Origin of the sequence: Mesobacillus selenatarsenatis SF-1 (assembly GCF_000813125.1) — a bacterium.
Lineage (GTDB): Bacteria > Bacillota > Bacilli > Bacillales > Cytobacillaceae > Mesobacillus > Mesobacillus selenatarsenatis.
In genome coordinates, this window is the sequence record NZ_BASE01000060.1 from 24688 (window position 1) to 44416 (window position 19729).

Genomic DNA, 19729 nt, shown 5'->3' on the forward strand with positions numbered 1-19729 from the left:
CTTTCACCGGGGTTCAGACTGCGCGATGTTTCCGCAGTGCCAAAATATTCAAGACCATAAATAAAGCGGAAAACCCGGCCAGCATCAACATATTACCATAGATGGCTTCCCATCCATATCCTCGTACCATAATATCACGCAATGCTTCAGCAGCATAATACAGTGGCGTGACCGGCCCAAGCCAGCTCAGCCAATCGGAAATTGTATCGAGATTGATCAGTCCAGAGAAGAAGAATTGCGGCACGATGATGATTGGGATGAACTGAATCATCTGGAACTCGTTGTTCGCAAATGCGGACAGCAGTGTACCGAGCGTCAGTGCGGTCATCGACAGCATTAGGGTAATCAATAATACATAGAAAAAGGAGCCTTCCATCAGCATACCGAGCACATAAATCGCATATGAGGCAATTAGTGTCGCCTGCAGCATCGTGAAGAGACCAAATCCCAGTACATAACCGATGACAATTTCCCATTTCCGTAACGGGCTTGAAAGTAATTTTTCAAGTGTACCGCTTGTTCTCTCCCGTAAAAAAGAAATCCCTGAAATGAGGAACACAAAGAAGAAGGCGAAAAAGCCCAATAATACCGGTCCGAAATAATCAAACTGGCCCATATCGTCTGAGCCATGGATATAATCAACGTTTATTTCCAATTGTCCCTGTGAAGGCAACAGCTTTTTTGTTGCCTGCTGGAACCATTTCATGACTGCGCCGTTGACAGACGGGTCGCTGCCTTCGAGTACAATTTTATCCAGCATAGGGCCCTCAAAAACAACATACCCATCGATTGCCTGGTTCAATGTATCCTCTTCAGCAGCTTTCACAGACTCATATTCTGTTATTTTTGCGTCATCAATATCCATTTTCTCCATCACAGGGTCTGGGACATCGACCAACCCGATCTTCGGGATATAGTTTTCCCCATTAAAAACAAGGTGGAGCATTGTCAGGATCAGGAGAGGGGCAACAAGCATCATTGCTAGTGTTCTTTTATCCCTCAGGAATTGCCGGATAATCCTGATCACTAAAGCTCTAATTCTCATGCTGGACACCTCCGTATGCTAAAAATGCTTCCTCGACGCTGGCAGAACCAGTCTTTTCCTTCAATTCTGCAGGAGTGCCGACAGCGATCAAAACACCATCGCGAATCAGTCCCAATCTGTCGCATTTTTCCGCTTCATCCATGACATGTGTTGTTACGATCAGTGTTTTTCCCTGTGTTTTCAAATCATAAAAACCCGACCAGATGCTTTGGCGCAGAACGGGATCGATGCCGACAGTCGGTTCATCGAGAATCAACAGCTCTGGTTCATGCAGTAGTGCTGAAGCAAGCGATAGACGACGTTTCATACCGCCAGAATAATTGGTTACCAGTTTGTTAAGATGTTCAGATAAGTCGACAAGCTGCATAACTTCTAAAATACGTTTTTTTCGATGCGTGCCCTTAAGACCGAACAAGGAGGCAAAGAATTCAAGATTTTCTTTAGCGGATAATTCGGTATAGAGTGCGTCCGATTGAGCCATGTAGCCAATCCTTTCAATAAGTTTTAAGGAAGGCATCATTTCGCCGAAAAGATAATTTTCACCTTCGCTGGGCGTTTCCAGACCGACTAGTTGCCGAACTAGAGTCGTTTTTCCTGCTCCAGAGGGTCCAAGCAACCCGAAAATTTCGCCGCTTTCAATTTCTAAGTTGATATTTTTTAAGACGTCTTGCTTACCATAGCGTTTACTTACATTTTTGATTGAAACAATCACGGGATCTTCACCATCCTTTTTAAAAGTGAGTAATCACTCACTAATAGGATAACTGATAAACTTCGCTTTGTATAGTGAGTAATCACTCACAAATTAATTTAAAATACGACATTGTCACGTAAATGCCTATTTCGATGTTTATGTGCTATCATACGAGGTAGAGATAACTGAAAATTTTTAAAATGGGGGAAGTGATCTCTTGTTTTTTAAAAAGAAGCGTATGGTGCTGTTTCTTGTTCCGGTTCTGCTGATAGTTGGCCTGTATTTCTATGACGCGAATTTAGATGTATACATAAATAAAACAGACGGAGTAATTGTCCATAAAGACAAAGAGTTTCACCGAGGCTATGAGACCTATCAAAAATATTATGTGAATGGCGAGAAAACCTTTGAAATAGACCGCTTGATTGGCAAGACTGAAAACAGCAAATTCCTTGGGTTCAAAGAATCTGTATGGAAGATCAAAGGAGAGCCGGAGGACAAGGTTGTGTTTGTAAAAGGCTTGATGATTGAGGGAGTTTATGAACGCAAATAAAAAATCCACCTAAAAAGGTGGACTTCATCATGAAAATTTATAGGTCCAGAAGCGTTCATTGTTAAGCCACGCCAGCGTTTTTGGATCCTTTTCCTTCAGTTTATCAGCCATTTCTTCAAGCATCAGCTCCGTCTGGGAGCGGTGTGCACGGATTGCATCAAGCTTAATGTCCGCGACAGCACTTATATCATAAACGATATCCGGCTCGCCAATCTCTTCGACACAGTTTCGTGAGAACGCTACACAATGAAGCTTCGGCCTGTCTGCTGCAGGGATTTTTTCGACTGCGCGCACCACTGCAGCTCCTGTTGCCTCATGGTCCGGGTGGACGGAATAACCTGGGTAGAAGGTGATCACGAGTGACGGATTCAATTCTGTGATTAATGATGACATGAGATTGGTCAGCATGTTCTCATCCTCGAACTCAACCGTCTTGTCACGGAACCCAAGCATGCGCAAATCATTGATTCCCATCGCGCGTGCGGCGTCCTTTAATTCCTTTTTACGTATAGCAGGGAGGGTTTCCCGGTTTGCGAACGGGGGGTTCCCCATATTCCGTCCCATCTGTCCAAGTGTCAAACAGGCGTATGTGACAGGCGTTCCCAAGTTAACATGGGAGGCGATTGTTCCGGAAACACCGAATGCCTCATCATCAGGATGAGGGAAAACGACAAGTACATGCCTTTCTTTTTCCATCGTAAAATCTCTCCTTTCAGCCAAGTCCAAATAACTTATTCGAACGGTGTTTCGCTTATTTCAAGGGCGACGGCAAGCTTTCCGTTAAAATCATGGCCGGCAAGCAGCAGTCTTCCTTTATCATCAATTTCGAAATGTGTGATTCCCTCAGCGTACACCCAGCCAAAAGGTATCTTCAAACCTGTCCGATATGGACCTTCACCAGTAATCTTCGCACGTTCATAAGTTACCTTCGCATTGCGGATATACGCACCTGATGAGAAGAATGACTCGTTGTTGTGGGAAGCGTACGCTCCATTTGTTGTTTCTAAATGGACATAGACTTCTTTATCTTTAAAACGGTCCAGGGCTTCCTGGACTTCTGATAATATCACCGGATCCATCTTTGTTCCTCCTTCCCGGGCTTAGAAGTTTTTCAGTTTATATTAGCCGAATCAACAGCCTTCTATGTTAAAAATTCATTAATATCTATATTACTAAAAAAACCTTCTGAAAGCGAAATGTACGCTTGAAAAGAATTTACTAAGGCTCTTTTGGCCTACCTTTTCAAAGGGGAAAAGGTAGGCCAATTATAGGGGAATTCCAAAAAGGAGCATCGTAGCTGATTTTACATAAAGTGTTTAATCAGGAAAGACAATGGAAATATTGAGGAGAAAGGAGGGAGCCTATGAAACACGTAAAGGCTTTATTAATTAAAGGCATCATGACATTTGCTGTTCTTCTTCTATTAATGGGTAGTTTTGCAGGGATCGGTGATATTCTCGCCATTACGCTTGTTCTTGGAGCGATTTCCTATCTTGCCGGTGACTTGTTCATTCTCCCGAAAACAAGCAATCTTACCGCTTCACTATCTGATTTGGCCCTTTCATTTTTCGTGATATGGGGACTTGGATTGATGTTGTTTGAGCAGACGGATGGCATTATTTTTGCAGCTCTCTTTGCTTCAGTATTGATTGCTTCCGGGGAATGGTTCTTTCATAGTTATATGGCAGATCGGGTTCTTCGTATTAATCGGAAGATATAATAGGAAAGTAGTAAAGCGCCAGCGCCCTAATCCTAACTAGCGCTGCACTACTTGAAACTTGGCATGTATTTTAAAATGTAAATTTTCATGAAACAGTAAATGATGATATAAGTGGAGGACATTGGCGGGCTCTATCGGACAAACCCATGAGGAAATACAAGAAAAGTGTCCGTTAGAAGGGTTCTATCGGACAAACACATGAGAATTTTCATGAAAAGTATCCGTTAGAAGGGCTCTATCGGACAAACCCATGAGGAAATACAAGAAAAGTGTCCGTTAGAAGGGCTCTATCGGACAAACCCATGAGGAAATACAAGAAAAGTGTCCGTTAGAAGGACTCTATCGGCCAAACGCATGAGAATTTCCAGGGAAAGTGTCCAATAGAGAGACTCTATCAACAGAAAAGAGACTGTCATAAGCTCAAAATGATGAGCTTAGCGACAGCCTCTTTTTGTTTTGTTGTTTATTCTCCGCGGTTGCCGCCTGCGTACTTGTTGTATGCCAGGTGAGCGGTTGGACCTACGTATTCGTTTAGCCTAAAGCCGTGCTTGATGGCTTCGGTGATGAAGCCTTTAGCTACTTCCAATGCTTCAGGGACTGTTTTGCCTTTAGCAAGCTGTGCAGTGATCGCAGAAGCGAATGTGCAGCCTGCGCCGTGCGTAAAGCTTGTTTGGACTTTTTCTGATTCGAAAAGAGTGAAGTCTTTTCCATCATAAAGAAGGTCTACAGCCTTTTCGTGGTTCAGCTTGTTTCCGCCCTTGATCATGACGTTCTTTGCGCCTAGATCATGGATTTTCGCCGCTGCTTCCTTCATATCGTCGATTGTGCGGATTGGCCCTGTTTGTGCCAGCTGCCATGCTTCGAACAGATTCGGTGTGACGACTGTTGCTCTTGGCAGTAGCAATTCTCTCATGGCATCTGTGTTTTCAGGCATCAGGACCTCATCTTCCCCTTTACATACCATTACAGGGTCGATTACCACTCTGTCCAATTTATGCTCATCAATTTTGCGTGCAGATAGCTCGATGATCTCAACCGTTCCGAGCATACCTGTCTTCATTGCATCTATTCCAACGGAAAGAATCGTTTCAAGCTGCTTTTCGACGAGCTCAACTGGCTGTGGGAATACTTCATGGTGCCAGTGATTTTTAGGGTCCATAGTCACGACCGTAGTCAGAGCAGTCATTCCATAAACGCCTAGCTCCTGAAAGGTTTTAAGGTCAGCCTGTATTCCAGCGCCGCCGCTTGTATCGGAACCTGCGATTGTTAACACCTTTTTCAAACTCATCTATACTACCTCCATTTTAAGAATGGCGACTGCTTTATCAGCACAAAGCGTGTCACCTTCATCACTTTCTTATGATTATACCAATTCTATAGATTTAGACAAAGAATTGATTTGAAGGTTGCTTGTATGGATAATATTAACTTTTGACGATTTTGTGGCATTAGGGCATTGACGTGATGAAAGTTACTGAGGGAAAAAGTAAATTCATTTAGGATGGGTATTGTGAAAATTGACCCACCAAAAGATTTTTCGTAAATGAAAAATCTTAATTTAAGAATTTGTTAAAGAAATAGACAATTTTCATCTATATTATTGTAACAATTGAAGCGGTTACAACCAGGGAATTTCCAGTACATTAAAGGCATAGGGGTATTATTACTTTTTGCATAGTGGAATGTTTTTTTAATATAAGGCTTATGATTTGAGCTGAATAAATAGTTTTATCAGCTTGCAAGATTAATAGCAGTCTTTCAATCCCATCGCACCACTGATGGCCGGAAAGAAGTCGATAGTTGCAGCAGAGCCCGGAGATGAAGTACCAGATAAGGGGTGAAGAACATGATCAAGAAAGGCTGTCCTGAAGAATATCCAATCAGCCTGAAGCTGAATGGATATGAGATTGCGGTATTCCAGCTGACAAATCAGGATTTGGAAGACTGGGTATATGGCTACCTTTTTTCAGAAGGATTGATTGACGGGCCGGAGGATGTTGTCAGCGTCCAATTTAGCGAAAAGACCGGCACATTGAATGTAGCATTATGCAATTCCTTTGATCCTGAGCAGATGTTTTCAAAAAAGAAGCATTACACAGCCGGCTGCGGCCGGGGAGTGACTTTCTTTTCGATGACGGATGTTAAAAAGTTCAATAAAGTGAATTCCGATGAAACCTATTCGCTGACATATTTGTTGAAAAAACGCGCAGAATTCGCGCAGAATTCGCCGCTATACCTAGAAACAGGCGGCATGCATGGCGCGTGTATCATCCTTGAGGATGGCAGCATCGAGGTCAGGGAAGATATCGGCAGGCATAATGCTGTCGACAAGATAATCGGCCACGCGATTCGAAAGCGTTTACAGCCTGACCGACTGGTCCTTTTGACGACCGGCAGAGTTTCATATGAAATGCTGTCAAAAGCTGCGAAATTTGGTTTTGCCGTCATTGGCTCACGCACTGCGGCTACAAAGCAGGCTATCCAGCTAGCCCGATTCCTTAACATTGAAGTCGTTGGCTACTTGCGCGGGAAAATGGCGACTGTTTATACATCTGCCAAAAGGATTAATGATGATTTAAACCCGCCGGCTGCATCTGAGGATTTACTTGAAAGGGGGGAAGCCCAGCAAGTACTAAATTGACACCACTTGTGGGATTAGGGATGTTCTAAGCAACTATTGGGAAGGAGAGAGAGAGATGGTTGAAATCAACCTGAATCGCCGGCAGTTCTTGAAGCTGTCAGGTGCCACTGCGGCGACCCTGGCGGTTGTCGAGTTGGGCTTTAACGAAAAAGAGGTCCACGCACAAACAAAAGAACTCAAGATTGCCAAAGCTACTGTAACACCAACAATTTGCGCATTTTGCGGTGTAGGATGCGGCATTTTGGTACACACGAAAGACAATACTGTGGTTTATACGGAAGGGGATCCGGATAGCCCAGTTAACGAAGGTACACTTTGCAGTAAAGGTACGACCATCAGACAAGTTTTCACATCCGAAAAGCGCTTAACGAAGCCATTATATCGTGCTCCTGGCAGCAAGAAATGGGAAGAGAAAAGCTGGGACTGGATGTATGAAACGATCGCAAAACGTACGAAGGAAACACGCGACAAAACATTCATTGAAAAAGAAAATGGCATGTTTGTCAATAAAACCGAAGCCATTGCGAGCTTAGGCGGAGCAGCTCTTGATAATGAAGAGACATATCTGCTTGCGAAAATGATGAGAGGGCTTGGCGTCGTCTATCTCGAACACCAGGCACGAATATGACACAGTTCTACGGTTGCCGGTCTGGCACCTACAGTAGGGCGTGGAGCAATGACAAACCATTGGAGCGATCTGCAAAATACCGATTGTGCATTGATCATGGGCGGGAATCCTGCCGAGAATCATCCAATCTCTTTTAGATGGTTGACTAAAGCGAAAGAAAAAGGCGGCAAAATCGTCTCTGTCGACCCTCGTTTCACGAGGACATCGTCAAAGGCTGACGTCTATGCTTCACTTCGCTCAGGAACGGATATTGCCTTCATGGGCGGAATGATCAACTATGCATTAGAGAATAACTTGATCCACAGAGAGTATGTTGCTGAATATACAAATGCATCTTTCATTGTAAAGAAAGACTTTGAATTCAATGATGGATTGTTCAGCGGGTATGACGAAGCAACCCGCAAGTATGATAAAACGAAATGGGCTTTTGAAACAGATGAAGAGGGCAATCCGAAAAAGGATAAAACCCTTACACATCCGCGTTCTGTATTCCAATTGATGAGAAAACATTTCTCACGCTATGATGTTGACTCAGTTATTGCAGTAACCGGAACACCTAAAGAAGATTACCTCAAGGTCTGTGAAACTTTCTGTTCAACAAGCAAAATAGGAAAATCCGGAACGATCATGTATGCGATGGGCACAACTCAGCATACTGTTGGAACACAAAACGTACGTGCTTTTGGAATCATCCAGTTGCTGCTTGGCAATATCGGCTTGCCTGGAGGCGGGATCAACGCGATGCGCGGCGAGTCCAATGTACAGGGATCCACTGACTTTGCCCTTCTATATCACCTGCTTCCAGGATATGTTGGAACACCAACTGCCATCCCGGAGCATGCAACATTAGAAGGCTACAATACAAAGGAAACACCTTCTGGCGGTTACTGGAGCAACAAACCTAAATTCCTCGTCAGCATGCTGAAGGCATGGTACGGCCCGAATGCGACAAAAGCTAACGAATTTGGGTATCAGTACCTTCCAAAAGGCAACAAGAATTACTCTCACATCAACTTGTTCAACGCAATGTATAAAGGCGAACTGGAAGGTGCGTTCTTATTTGGAACAAACCCTGTAGTCGGAGGTCCGAATGCAGGCAAGGAAAAAGAAGCGCTGTCCAACCTAAAATGGATGGTTGCGGTTGACCTATGGGAGACTGAAACATCTGCTTTCTGGCAAGAGGAAGCTGGCAGTGACCCATCCAAGATCGACACAGAAGTATTCCTTCTGCCGGCCGCAAGCTCTTATGAGAAAGAAGGCAGTGTATCCAACTCTTCTCGCTGGATGCAGTACCGCTGGAAGGCGATTGATCCAAAAGGAGAATCTTTGGCTGATTTGGAAATCATCCATATGCTGGTCAAGAACCTAAAAGGCCTTTATAAGAATGAAAGTTCTGCTGCAGCTAAGCCAATCAATGCACTGTATTGGAACTTTGGTGAAGGGCACCATCCTGATATCGACCTTGTGGCCAGGGAAATCAACGGATATGACCTGTCGACAGGAAAGCTTTTGAAAGGCTTTGGCGACCTTAAGGATGACGGTACAACAAGCTCAGGTAACTGGATTTATTCAGGTTTCTATCCAGAGGAAGGAAAGAACCGCTCTAAAAACCGTGATAATAAGGATACTGGCGGCGGCAACTTCCTGAACTGGGCATATGCTTGGCCTGCAAACCGCCGAATCCTTTACAATCGCGCATCTGCTGATCCAAGCGGAAAGCCATGGAGCGACAAAAAAGCGGTCATCTGGTGGGATGAAAGCCAGAAGAAATGGACTGGTAATGACATTCCTGACTTCAAGCCGACAGTTGCACCAGCTGATCCAGGCGGAACGAATCCTTTTATCATGATCAACGGCGGAGTCGCAGGAGTCTACGCACCAACACTTAATGATGGACCGTTCCCAGAACACTACGAGCCATTTGAAAGCCCAGTGAAAAACTCTTTCTCAAGCCAGGAAATCAACCCTGCAGTTGTCATCATTGAAGGCGAATTCAACCTTAAAGGCGACAGCAAGAAGTATCCGATCGTCGGTACTACTTACAGGGTATCTGAGCACTGGCAGTCCGGTTCGATGACACGTAACCAGGAATGGCTATCAGAACTGGCAGGCCATATGTATATTGAAATGAGTGAAGAACTCGCAAAGGAAAAAGGCATCAAGAACAAAGATAAGATCATTGTCAGCTCTGCCCGTGGCGATATCAAAGCCTATGCAATGGTGACAAAACGATTCAAGCCTCACATGATGAACGGCAAGAAGGTCCATCAGGTCGGCATGCCTTGGCACTTTGGCTATAAAGGATACGCAACAGGGGATACAGCAAACCGCTTAACACCTCATATTGGGGATGCAAACACGACAATTCCTGAATATAAGGCATTCCTCTGTGATATAAGGAGGGCTGACTAATGGCGGAATATATTAAATACGTCGATGTAACAAAATGTGACGGTTGCCGCGCATGTATGGTCGCCTGCAAAAACTGGAACGACCTTCCGGCTGAGCCGGAAGAGTTCCAGGGCAGTGTCCAATCACATGCAAATGTGACAGCGAACACATGGAACGTGCTGTCATTTATTGAACACGAAGACTCTAAAGGCAATCTGGATTACCTTTTCCGCCATTCCTCGTGCTTCCATTGCTCGGATGCGGCTTGCGTAAAGGTTTGCCCTGAAGATGCCATGCACTACACAGATTTTGGAACTGTAGATGTCAACAGTGACAAATGCGTCGGATGCGGCTACTGCGTTCAGAACTGTCCATTTGATGTTGTTCAATTGGCAACATATAAAGACAAGAACGGCAAGGAGTACAAGAAGGCACAGAAATGCACAATGTGCGTGGATCGTCTTGAAGAAGGCATGCAGCCAGCTTGTGTGACGACTTGCCATACAGACGCAATGGAATTTGGCACACAAGAAGAAATGCTCAAGAAGGCCGAAAAGCGCCTGAGCGAAATTAAGGATAAGTATCCTAACGCGATGATTTACAACCCAGAAGGAGTCGGCGGTACGCATACGATTTATGTACTTGCTGAAAAACCATCTGTCTATGGACTTCCTGAAAAACCAAAAGTTCCAACATCAGCTGTGGTCTGGAAGGACTACGCACAGCCAATCGGCAAGATGATGCTTGGAGCGACAAGCATGGCGCTTGTAGGTGCATTCGTGTCCAACAAGCTATTCAATAAAGAAGGCAAAGGCCATGAAGAGGATGGAGGTGGCAGCCATGAGTAATACCCAGTATTCAGGTGTGAAGGTTAAGCGATTTTCAAAAGGCTTTGTAATCGCGCATGCTGTGAACGCCATTTCATTCTTTGCACTGTATATCACGGCTTTGCCAATGTATACAGAGTGGTTTGACTGGCTTTATCCAGTAATGGGCGGACCAGAAGGAGCACGCCTGCTCCACAGGATTTTCGCGATTGCCTTCATTACGCCTACTTTCATCTGGCTGATCATGGACCCTAAGGGCTTCCTTCGCTGGGGAAAAGAGCTTGTCACCTGGAAGAAAAGAGATATACAGTTTTTCACTGAGTTCGTCAAAGAACTATTCGGCTTTAAGTTCAAGCATGTAAAACAAACATTCTTCAACGCTGGTGAAAAAATAAACTCAATCATCCAGATCCTGACTGCGATCCTGATCATCGGCTCGGGCTTCCCAATGTGGTTTCCTGACCTGTTCCCGAAAGCAGTTGTTCAATGGGCGTATGTAGCTCATAACGTCGGCTTCGGTCTGGCGATCGCAGTAGTGGTCGGCCATATTTACCTGAGTGTCATCCACAAAAACTCACGACCAGGATACACTGGTGTCATCACTGGTGAGGTTCCAGCAGAGTGGGCAAAGGATCACTATACAGAATGGTATGAAGAAGAAGTCAAGAAGGGCAATTTCCCTGACCTTGATAAAGACAAGAACAAGAAAAAAGGCGCGTAAAACCATTAATAGAGGGAATGGCTGCCCTGACCGGGCTCCATTCCCTTCAAAATGTAGAATATTAGAATGAAAGAGGGGCTGCAGCAATGAAAAAGTCCGTTGTCTCAAAAGAGTACCAAAAATTGCAGAAGGAAATCATAGAGTTGCAGGAGCAATGGAGGACTTCCCTGGATCCTGACTGTGTCCGGCCAAACCTTGATAAAGCGGCAATGGAGGCGGGAGTGCCTGTCACGGCTTTAGCGGCTATTGACTTTGATATTTCCCTATTCTTACAGTGGATAGAGGATATAGGAGGTCTTTTATCGAAGTATCAGCCAGAGATAGAAACCTCGATGCAATCTGTAAAAAATCTATTGGATGAAGAGACAGCCAAGAGATGGATCGATGAAGCATTTGCTTTTAACTATATATATTTTAAGAGTTTCGCAGAGGAAAATGATCTGGATGGCTGGATTCCGCAATTCGTGGCAGAGACAGTTCTTCGTCCATACCTCCAGCTGACCGCGGCTAAGGTTCAGGATGAAATTCATCAAGGTGTGCATGGTGCCGGCTGTCCTGTGTGCGGAGAACCAGTACGCCTTGCGCAGCTTGAAGGAGAAGGCAAAAAGGTCCTGCACTGCCCGCGTTGTTCGGCTCATTGGAATGACCGGCGAGTAGCCTGCTCACACTGCGGAAATAACGATCATGAAACAGTGAAGATCCTGACAATCGAAGGTGAATCAGCGGCACAAATTCAGATTTGTGAAGAATGCAAAGGGTATACGAAAGTAATTGATACAAGACAATATATTGTAAAGCCAACACCAGCAATGCTCGACCTGAACACAATCCACCTGGACTTTGTTGCCCAGGAGCATGGGTATAAATCCGCTGGAGAAACAAAACAGACAAACTAAAAGAAGGTGCTGTGGGATGAAAGCCGGAGCGATCATTTTATCAGGCGGCAAATCTAGCAGGATGGGAACGAACAAGGCTCTCCTGAAATTTCGTGAAAAAACGAATATTGAGAGAATTAAGGATGAGTTACAGCATGTATTTGATGATATAATTCTAGTAACGAATGATCCTGAAACCTATCAGTTTTTAAATATTAAAATGGTAACAGACCAGTATCCGGGTTCTGGTCCACTCGCGGGAATCCATGCGGGACTCGAGGCATCAGACTATGAGGAAAATTTTGTCGTAGCCTGTGACATGCCATTTGTATCCTCAGAGCTAGCTTCAAGCCTTGTAAAAGCGCTTAAACACTACGATGCAGTCGTACCGGTCAGTGAAGGCAGACAGCATCCGCTTTTTGCGGCATATCAAAAACGGGTAGCAAGAGAAGCTAAGGAATGCATTGAGGACGGGAATTTAAGGATCAAGCAAATGCTTGAAAAACTAAATGTCCGCTTTCTCGAAGAGGCAGATCTGCAGCTCTATTTCGAGGGCAGCCTTGATCGGGTGTTTTTCAATATGAACCATCCCGAGGAATATGAAGATGCAAAGAAATGGGCGGAATCCGGAGAATAGTTTTCAGGTGCTAGAAAGGAAGTAAGTCAGCATGCAATTTTTCAAAGTGAAAAGTGTTGAGGAGACCTTTGCGTTAATTGACGAGAAAATTGGCAAGATCACGGATACTGAAATCCGTCATCTTGATGAGGCGCTTCACTACATCCTGGCAGAGGATATCACTGCAGGTGAGAATGTACCGGGTTTTGACCGGTCGACCGTCGATGGCTATGCCGTCATTGCGCGTGACACATACGGTTCATCTGAATCGATGCCAGGCTTCTTGAATGTGGCTGGCGAGGTCCATATGGGAGAAGAAGCGATCAAGCCAGTGGGCAGGGGCGAGGCGATATACGTACCGACAGGCGGAATGCTGCCACCAGGCAGTGACAGCGTGCTGATGATCGAGCATTGCGAGGAAATCGGCGGGCTGTTGAATACGTACAAGCAAATCGCACCGGGCGAAAATGTCATCAGAAAAGGGGAAGACATCAAGGCGGGGGAAGTCCTGTTATCTGAAGGGACAAGATTGCGGCCGCAGGAGCTTGGAGCACTGGCGGCACTTGGTGTTTCCAAGGTAAAAGTCTACCGAAAACTGAAGGCTGCGTACCTTTCTTCAGGGGACGAAATTGTTCCTTTTGAAACGAAAACACTGGAAACAGGCCAAATCCGCGATATCAATTACTTGACCGTCATGGGACTGGTCAATGAGTGGGATATAGAACTTATTTACGGTGGAATCACCCGCGATGATTACCAGGAATTCGCCCAAAAAGCCCGCGAATTGTATGAACAAGCGGACTGTTTGATTTTATCTGGAGGTAGCTCAGTCGGCGCGAAGGACTATACGACCGAGGTCATCCAGTCACTTGGAGATCCAGGTGTCTTTGTTCACGGGATTTCCATCAAGCCCGGGAAGCCGACAATCCTCGCTGTCGCAGACGGAAAGCCGGTCATTGGACTGCCGGGTCATCCAGCCTCCGCTATGATCATTTTCAAGCTATTTGGCGAACGGGTTTTCAGAAGGCTGAAAGGTGAAAGAATCGAGCATAAGCCTGAACGAATTTTTGCCCGGATTGTGAAAAATATTGCTTCCTCACCAGGAAGATCCGATTATATCAGGGTAAGACTTGAGGAGAAGGATGGAGAATGGTGGGCCGAGCCGATCATTGGTAAATCAGGCCTGATTACGACATTGGTAAAAAGCGATGGAATCGTCGAGATTGTTTCCGGAAAAGAAGGAATTTCACAAGGCGAATATGTTCCAGTAATTTTGACGAGATAGGGGGAGCCGCATCATGGATAAAATACGCTATAACAGAAAAATTTATCTTGAAGACAAGCCGAGGGCACAAGCCAGGAATGAAGTGCTGGCCGCGTTCGACCTGCCTCAGGAAAAAGAGTGGATCCCGGCTGCCGGCGCCCTGGGTAGAATTACTGCTGAACCTGTCTTCGCCAATGTTTCAATGCCTTTTTACCATGCATCCGCGATGGACGGCATTGCCGTGAACGCCGAGGCTACTTATGAAGCACATGAACAGCGCCCGCTTCATTTGAAAATGGGTGAGCAGTTCGAATACGTTGATACCGGGAATGCGATCCCACCTCAATATAATGCGGTGATCATGGTGGAGAACATCCAGGTCATTGATGATGAGACAATCGAAATCATCGAGCCGGCAACACCTTGGCAGCATATCCGCCCTATTGGCGAGGATATCGTCCAGGAGGAAATGCTGTTCACACAGGGACATCAATTGCGTCCAGCGGACCTCGGGGCACTCCTTGCGGCGCAGGTTACAGAGGTGGCTGTCGTCAAAAAACCGCTTGTGACAATCATCCCGACCGGAAATGAACTAGTCAGCGCGGATTCTTCACTTTCATCAGGCAGGATCATTGAATTCAATGGAACGGTTTTTAGCAACTATGTAGAGGATTGGGGCGGACAGCCATATCTGCATCCAATCGTGAAGGATGAACCGGAAAAAATCAGGGAAGCACTGCTGGAAGCGGTGGAAACATCTGATATTGTCGTCATCAATGCCGGATCATCCGCTGGATCAAAGGATTATACAGTTCATATTCTTGAGGAGCTTGGCACTGTTTTTACCCATGGTGTCGCAACAAGGCCAGGTAAGCCAGTCATCCTTGGGAAAATTAAAGATAAGGTAGTCGTCGGTGTACCGGGCTATCCAGTTTCCGCATATATGGCACTTGAGTGGTTTGTAAGACCGCTCGTCTGTAAATATCTCGGGATTCCGGAACCGGAAAGGCCAAAGCTGCAGGTAAAGCTTGGCCGCAGGATCGTCTCCACGATGGGGGCGGAGGACTTTGTCCGAATGAATATCGGCTATGTGGATGGACAATTTGTCGCCAACCCGCTGACACGCGCGGCGGGCGTCACCATGTCGCTTGTGCGGGCAGATGGTTTGCTCGTCGTACCGCCGGAAGAGTTAGGGTACGAACAAGGAGACATCGTCGAGGTCGAGCTATACAGGCCTGTAGAAGAGATCAAGAATGCAATCGTCTTCAGCGGCAGCCATGATCTGACGATTGATCTGCTGTCATCCCAGCTCAAAAGGCAGCGGACCGACATGAAAATTGTATCTTCCCATGTTGGCAGCATGGCCGGATTAATGGCAATCAGAAAAGGGGAAGCCCATGTAGCGGGCATTCATTTGCTAGACCCGGAGACAAAGGAATATAATGTTACCTACGTAAGGAAATTCCTTGCAGGGCAAGACGCAGTCCTATATCCATTTTTAAAAAGAACCCAGGGCTGGATGCTTCCAAAAGGCAATCCACTTGGTATTGAGAGCGTCAGTGACATTGCCGAAAAGGGCGCAGATTACGCCAACAGGCAAAAGGGCGCCGGCACTCGTATATTGTTCGATTTATTGTTAAAAGAAGCAGGTTTGTCAGCAGACGATGTAAACGGCTATGATCGTGAAATGTTCTCGCATCTGAGCGTCGCGGCAGAGGTGAAGGGAAATGACAACGCAGCAGGACTCGGAATCTTCCCGGCAGCACGCGCAATGTCACTCGATTTCATCCCGGTGGCCGACGAAAATTACGATTTACTGATGACAAAGGCATTTTTCGAAAGCGAAAAGGGTATCTGGTTAAGGTCAGTGATTCAATCGTATGCGTTCAAAGCAGAAGTAGCCAAAATCGGTGGCTACGCAGTCGTCGAAAATTCAGAGCCGGTTTATTTTTAAGAAATTTAGGCTCTAACGGACAAACCGGAGTCAGAAACCGAGAAAAGTGTTTGATAAAAATTAGGCTCTGTTAAAGCGCAATGTTGTTTTAATGCCCTGTTGATTGTAGTGGAAGGCGCGTAGACTCCTCCGAAAATGCTAACGCATTTTCATCGTGCGTGGGCTTATTCGAGGAAGCCAATCAATGTCCTGCGGGATGAGCAAGTCATGAGGAGACCCCGCAGGCGCATAAAGCGCCGAGGAGGCTCCCCGACTGCAAGGAAGAATTTGAAGTTTGAAAAAGCTGGCAGTTGAGCTTTTTCATAATTCTTCCCCGCGGAAAGCGAAGCGCCTGGAACGAAAATCAACAGCCTAGTTTAACAGAGCCAAAAAAAATCCTGATCCGGATCAGTTTATTGAGGTGATAATGATGAATTATGAAATAGCGAAAGATCCAATCAACGTTCAATCCGTCATTGATAAAGTGGTCCAGCGTGAAGCGGGGGCAATCACAACTTTCATTGGCACTGTCCGTGAATTGACAAAGGGTAAAAAAACCCTTTACCTTATATATGAAGCATACGAGCCGATGGCAGTGAAAAAGCTGGAGCAAATCGGCACGGAAATCCAGGAGCGCTGGAATGGTGCTGAGGTAGCGATTACGCACCGCGTCGGCAAGCTTGACATCACGGATATCGCCGTGGTGATCGCTGTGTCCACTCCACACCGCAACGATGCATATGAAGCGAATCGCTATGCAATCGAGCGTATCAAGGAAATCGTCCCAATCTGGAAAAAAGAACATTGGGAAGACGGCCAGGAATGGATCGGCAATCAACTAGAAACTGTCCCATATCCGACAGGGAAACCGGAGGAGAAGGATCTCAATGAATAAAATATTATTCTTTGCTCATCTACGAGACGAAGCAGGCCATGAATCAGTCGAAATAGAAGCAGTTGGCAAAACAGTTGCTCAGTTAAAAGAAATGGTTGCTGAAAAGTATGGCGTTCAAAAGCTCGATACTTCGATGACAGCGATCAATGAAGAATTTTCATCCAATGATGAAGTCATTAAAGAAGGAGATACAATCGCCTTCATTCCGCCTGTATCTGGCGGTTGATTCGTCATAGAAGATTGCGGCGCCCGTTCCGTTGACTTGATGGTCGATGGATCAGGGCGTTTGTTTTTACAAGGAGGGTAAAACCATGTCAGAAAGATACTCACGCCAGACGCTGTTTCCTCCAATAGGCAAGACCGGTCAGGAGAAAATCCGCAGCAAGCATGTACTGATGATTGGTGCCGGAGCACTTGGCTCAGGCAATGCTGAACTTTTGGTCAGGGCAGGTGTTGGCCGACTGACGATTGTGGACCGTGATTATGTTGAAGCGAGTAATTTGCAGCGACAGCAATTATATACAGAGGATGATGTTGCCGAGAAGCTTCCGAAGGCGGCTGCGGCAGAAAAAAGGCTTCGAGCGATTAACTCTGATGTTGAAATCAGTGCCCATATCGCCGACGCTACTCCTGAAAAATTGGCACAGCTAGTCGATGGAGTCGACCTCATCATTGATGCAACGGATAACTTTGAAACACGGATGGCTATTAACGATATTTCACAGAAAAACAAGATTCCATGGATCTACGGTGCATGTGTTGGCAGCTTTGGGATGAGTTTTTCGATCATTCCGGGCAAAACGCCATGTCTTAACTGTCTGCTAAAAACTGTTCCGCTTCAGGGGATGACATGTGATACTGGGGGCATTATCGGTCCTGCTGTGCAGATGGTTATTGCCCATCAGGGAGCGGAAGCACTGAAAATCCTCGTGGAAGACTGGGATGCGGTGCGGACTTCATTCGTCAGCTTTGATTTATGGCGAAACCAGTACACCAGCATGAAAATGTCCAAGGCAAAGGATGCTGGATGCCTGAGCTGTGGAGAACATCCTGAATACCCTTATTTAGACGTTGAGAACATGACTAAGACTACCGTCCTATGCGGACGTGATACTGTTCAAATCAGGCCCCCAAAACAGCAGCAGCTTAACCTGCAGGAAACGGCTGGAAAAATGAGGGATTTAGGCTATCAGGTTAAAGGGAATCCATATCTAGTATCAGTGGACATGTCTGACAACAGAATGGTTATTTTCCAGGATGGACGCGCCCTTATTCATGGAACAAAGGATTTGGCTCAGGCAAGAAGCATATATCAAAGATTTTTCGGATGATTCCTATACACGCGCAAAACCCCTGCCAATCGGCAGGGGTTTTCTATATAAACGACCTCTAAGAATCGGTTATGACTGTGCATTCAAAGTGGATTATTTTTCGTCAGATGCAACTAGCACAAGACGGCCTTTATCCAGTTCCATTTCATACTTCTCAGCCTCTTGTTTTGAAAGACCAAGAGATTCGAACTTATTGCGAAGCTCATCTCCGCGTGATTTGAACATATTTCCGATGGAATCAAAGAACCCTTGCTCCTTGAAGCCCATACCACCTGTTTCAGTAGCCTTAGTCAAGTCCTCACTGCGCTTTTCATCATGTGCGAATATATAAATGTTTTCTTTACCAAAGCCAGCAGCTTCAAAAGAGCTGATCTTTTCTGTAGCTTGTACTCCGTTTTCAACTACTTCTACTTTCAACATAGTATCTTCCTCCTTGAAATTTTTTACCTATACTAGTTTTGGGAAGCTTTTTTAGCTTTCACCGTCTACACTATTTATATAACCGATATAAGCTTTATTAAACATACTGGAAATTGTTCACATATATATTTAAAATAATGTGTAGTTTGATAGAAATGAAGGGAGCTGGTCACGATTGCACTTTTAAATAATGGCTGGGAGCCTCTGCTGGCAGAGGAATTTGAAAAAGCATACTATCTTGATTTGAGAGAGTTTTTAATAGAAGAATATCGAACCAAGACAATCTTCCCGGAAAAAGATAATATTTTTAACGCTTTGAGGTTCACCGATTATGAGGATGTTAAAGTTGTGATTCTCGGTCAGGATCCTTACCATGGCCATGGACAGGCTCATGGTTTGAGCTTTTCGGTAAAACCTGGTGTTAAGATTCCGCCTTCGCTTCGGAACATCTTTAAGGAGCTGAATGCCGACCTTGGCTATGAAGTTCCGGATAACGGTTATTTAAAAAAATGGGCGGAGCAAGGTGTGCTGCTTTTAAACACAGTCCTTACAGTAAGAGAAGGGAATGCCAATTCACACAGGGGAAAAGGCTGGGAACATTTTACCGATAAAGTGATTACCCTGTTAAACGAGCGCGAGAAGCCGGCGATATTCATCCTCTGGGGCAAGCCGGCACAGAGTAAACTAAAGTTGATTAACGAGGACAAACATAAAATCATCATGTCTGTCCATCCAAGCCCGCTCTCGGCAAGAAGAGGCTTCTTCGGCAGCAAGCCTTTTTCTAAGGTGAATGAACTGCTGAAAGAACAGGGAGAAAAAGAGATTGACTGGCAGATTGAAAACATGAAAAGTTAGAAACTCTGGGAAACCAGAGTTTTTTGCATGAGCAAACCTCGACATGTTTCACGTGAAACTTACAGGATTTTTTATGCATTAGTAGACGAAGCAACAGAGTTTGTGACCAGTCCACTCCTAAAGTCGAAAAAACATGTGAATTGTTGTAGAATGGAACGGTACAACTATTACATGATTCGTAGGATTTACACATATAACACCCTGTGGAGGTGAGTCGATGAATATTTCATTGCAAAAATTATTATTGAAAATGGAAGAGGAATTAAAGCGGGCAAAATCAGCGGAGTCGGAGGCAGTCCAGCGGGAAAGAATCCACTCGA

Annotated in this window: 21 protein-coding genes and 1 pseudogene; 16 read left to right on the forward strand and 6 right to left on the reverse strand. The window is 45.3% G+C overall.

Annotation, left to right across the window (positions count from 1 at the left end):
• Window positions 1–13 precede the first annotated feature (13 nt).
• Window positions 14–1045 (reverse strand): ABC transporter permease, encoded by a 1032-nt coding sequence (locus tag TY49_RS12855; protein WP_041966312.1) that lies wholly within the window; start codon window positions 1043–1045, stop codon window positions 14–16.
• A complete protein-coding gene (locus TY49_RS12860) occupies window positions 1035–1757 on the reverse strand; it encodes an ABC transporter ATP-binding protein (RefSeq protein ID WP_041966313.1) in 723 nt (240 codons plus the stop codon). Before TY49_RS12860 ends, TY49_RS12855 begins: the two co-directional genes overlap by 11 nt.
• A 199-nt stretch (window positions 1758–1956) precedes the next feature.
• Between TY49_RS12860 and TY49_RS12865 the strand changes: the two genes are divergently transcribed.
• Window positions 1957–2292: a hypothetical protein gene (locus TY49_RS12865; protein WP_041966314.1), complete on the forward strand. Its 336-nt coding sequence runs from the start codon at window positions 1957–1959 to the stop codon at window positions 2290–2292.
• Window positions 2293–2319: 27 nt separating this feature from the next.
• Here the strand turns inward: TY49_RS12865 and bshB2 are convergent, their stop codons facing one another.
• Together bshB2 and TY49_RS12875 are read right to left on the reverse strand one after the other, a co-directional pair.
• The gene (gene bshB2, locus TY49_RS12870; RefSeq protein ID WP_041966315.1) at window positions 2320–2988 is read right to left on the reverse strand and encodes a bacillithiol biosynthesis deacetylase BshB2; all 669 of its coding nucleotides are present in this window, start codon (window positions 2986–2988) and stop codon (window positions 2320–2322) included.
• 35 nt (window positions 2989–3023) lie between these two features.
• Complete coding sequence (locus TY49_RS12875; protein ID WP_041966316.1) at window positions 3024–3371, reverse strand: YojF family protein; 348 nt, start codon at window positions 3369–3371, stop codon at window positions 3024–3026.
• A gap of 284 nt (window positions 3372–3655) precedes the next feature.
• Here TY49_RS12875 and TY49_RS12880 point away from each other — a divergent pair, with 284 nt between their 5' ends.
• The gene (locus TY49_RS12880; RefSeq protein ID WP_041966317.1) at window positions 3656–4012 is read left to right on the forward strand and encodes a DUF2512 family protein; all 357 of its coding nucleotides are present in this window, start codon (window positions 3656–3658) and stop codon (window positions 4010–4012) included.
• A 463-nt stretch (window positions 4013–4475) separates the two neighbouring features.
• Here TY49_RS12880 and pdxK read toward each other — a convergent pair whose 3' ends face one another.
• Window positions 4476–5300: a pyridoxine/pyridoxal/pyridoxamine kinase gene (pdxK, locus tag TY49_RS12885; protein ID WP_041966318.1), complete on the reverse strand. Its 825-nt coding sequence runs from the start codon at window positions 5298–5300 to the stop codon at window positions 4476–4478.
• A gap of 558 nt (window positions 5301–5858) precedes the next feature.
• On the opposite strand from pdxK, the gene fdhD reads away from it, so the two are divergent.
• The 12 genes and pseudogenes from fdhD (at window position 5859) to TY49_RS12945 (ending at window position 18134) form a co-directional block, all read left to right on the forward strand.
• Window positions 5859–6653, forward strand: coding sequence for a formate dehydrogenase accessory sulfurtransferase FdhD (gene fdhD, locus TY49_RS12890; protein ID WP_041966319.1), 795 nt, complete (start codon window positions 5859–5861; stop codon window positions 6651–6653).
• 55 nt (window positions 6654–6708) lie between these two features.
• Window positions 6709–7281, forward strand: a complete 573-nt coding sequence (locus TY49_RS25645; protein WP_041966320.1) for a twin-arginine translocation signal domain-containing protein — start codon at window positions 6709–6711, stop codon at window positions 7279–7281.
• Window positions 7282–7293: 12 nt separating this feature from the next.
• Window positions 7294–9693 (forward strand): annotated as a pseudogene (fdnG, locus tag TY49_RS12900) (formate dehydrogenase-N subunit alpha); the annotation flags it as partial.
• Window positions 9693–10520: a 4Fe-4S dicluster domain-containing protein gene (locus tag TY49_RS12905; RefSeq protein WP_041966322.1), complete on the forward strand. Its 828-nt coding sequence runs from the start codon at window positions 9693–9695 to the stop codon at window positions 10518–10520. The pseudogene fdnG and the gene TY49_RS12905, both read left to right, overlap by 1 nt.
• Entirely contained in the window at window positions 10513–11220 is a 708-nt protein-coding gene (locus tag TY49_RS12910) for a formate dehydrogenase subunit gamma (protein WP_041966323.1), read from the forward strand. The genes TY49_RS12905 and TY49_RS12910 overlap by 8 nt, the downstream gene beginning before the upstream one ends.
• A gap of 86 nt (window positions 11221–11306) precedes the next feature.
• Window positions 11307–12116, forward strand: a complete 810-nt coding sequence (locus tag TY49_RS12915) for a formate dehydrogenase accessory protein FdhE (RefSeq protein ID WP_041966324.1) — start codon at window positions 11307–11309, stop codon at window positions 12114–12116.
• Window positions 12117–12132: 16 nt separating this feature from the next.
• Entirely contained in the window at window positions 12133–12732 is a 600-nt protein-coding gene (gene mobA, locus TY49_RS12920; protein WP_041966325.1) for a molybdenum cofactor guanylyltransferase, read from the forward strand.
• A gap of 31 nt (window positions 12733–12763) precedes the next feature.
• Window positions 12764–13996: a molybdopterin molybdotransferase MoeA gene (locus tag TY49_RS12925; RefSeq protein ID WP_041966326.1), complete on the forward strand. Its 1233-nt coding sequence runs from the start codon at window positions 12764–12766 to the stop codon at window positions 13994–13996.
• 13 nt (window positions 13997–14009) lie between these two features.
• The gene (locus TY49_RS12930; RefSeq protein WP_041966327.1) at window positions 14010–15929 is read left to right on the forward strand and encodes a molybdopterin biosynthesis protein; all 1920 of its coding nucleotides are present in this window, start codon (window positions 14010–14012) and stop codon (window positions 15927–15929) included.
• A 409-nt stretch (window positions 15930–16338) separates the two neighbouring features.
• On the forward strand, window positions 16339–16803 hold the full coding sequence (locus TY49_RS12935) for a molybdenum cofactor biosynthesis protein MoaE (RefSeq protein ID WP_041966328.1): 465 nt from the start codon (window positions 16339–16341) through the stop codon (window positions 16801–16803).
• Window positions 16796–17029, forward strand: coding sequence for a molybdopterin converting factor subunit 1 (gene moaD / locus TY49_RS12940; RefSeq protein ID WP_041966329.1), 234 nt, complete (start codon window positions 16796–16798; stop codon window positions 17027–17029). Before TY49_RS12935 ends, moaD begins: the two co-directional genes overlap by 8 nt.
• Window positions 17030–17114: 85 nt before the next feature.
• Complete coding sequence (locus tag TY49_RS12945; RefSeq protein ID WP_041966330.1) at window positions 17115–18134, forward strand: thiazole biosynthesis adenylyltransferase ThiF; 1020 nt, start codon at window positions 17115–17117, stop codon at window positions 18132–18134.
• Between the two features lie 93 nt (window positions 18135–18227).
• On the opposite strand, the gene TY49_RS12950 is transcribed toward TY49_RS12945, so the two are convergent.
• A complete protein-coding gene (locus tag TY49_RS12950) occupies window positions 18228–18554 on the reverse strand; it encodes a YflT domain-containing protein (RefSeq protein WP_041966331.1) in 327 nt (108 codons plus the stop codon).
• A gap of 174 nt (window positions 18555–18728) precedes the next feature.
• Between TY49_RS12950 and TY49_RS12955 the strand changes: the two genes are divergently transcribed.
• Window positions 18729–19409 (forward strand): uracil-DNA glycosylase, encoded by a 681-nt coding sequence (locus tag TY49_RS12955; protein WP_041966332.1) that lies wholly within the window; start codon window positions 18729–18731, stop codon window positions 19407–19409.
• Window positions 19410–19626: 217 nt separating this feature from the next.
• Window positions 19627–19729 (forward strand): DUF5327 family protein (locus TY49_RS25560; RefSeq protein WP_198135620.1); only part of this gene is annotated, 103 nt, incomplete at its 3' end.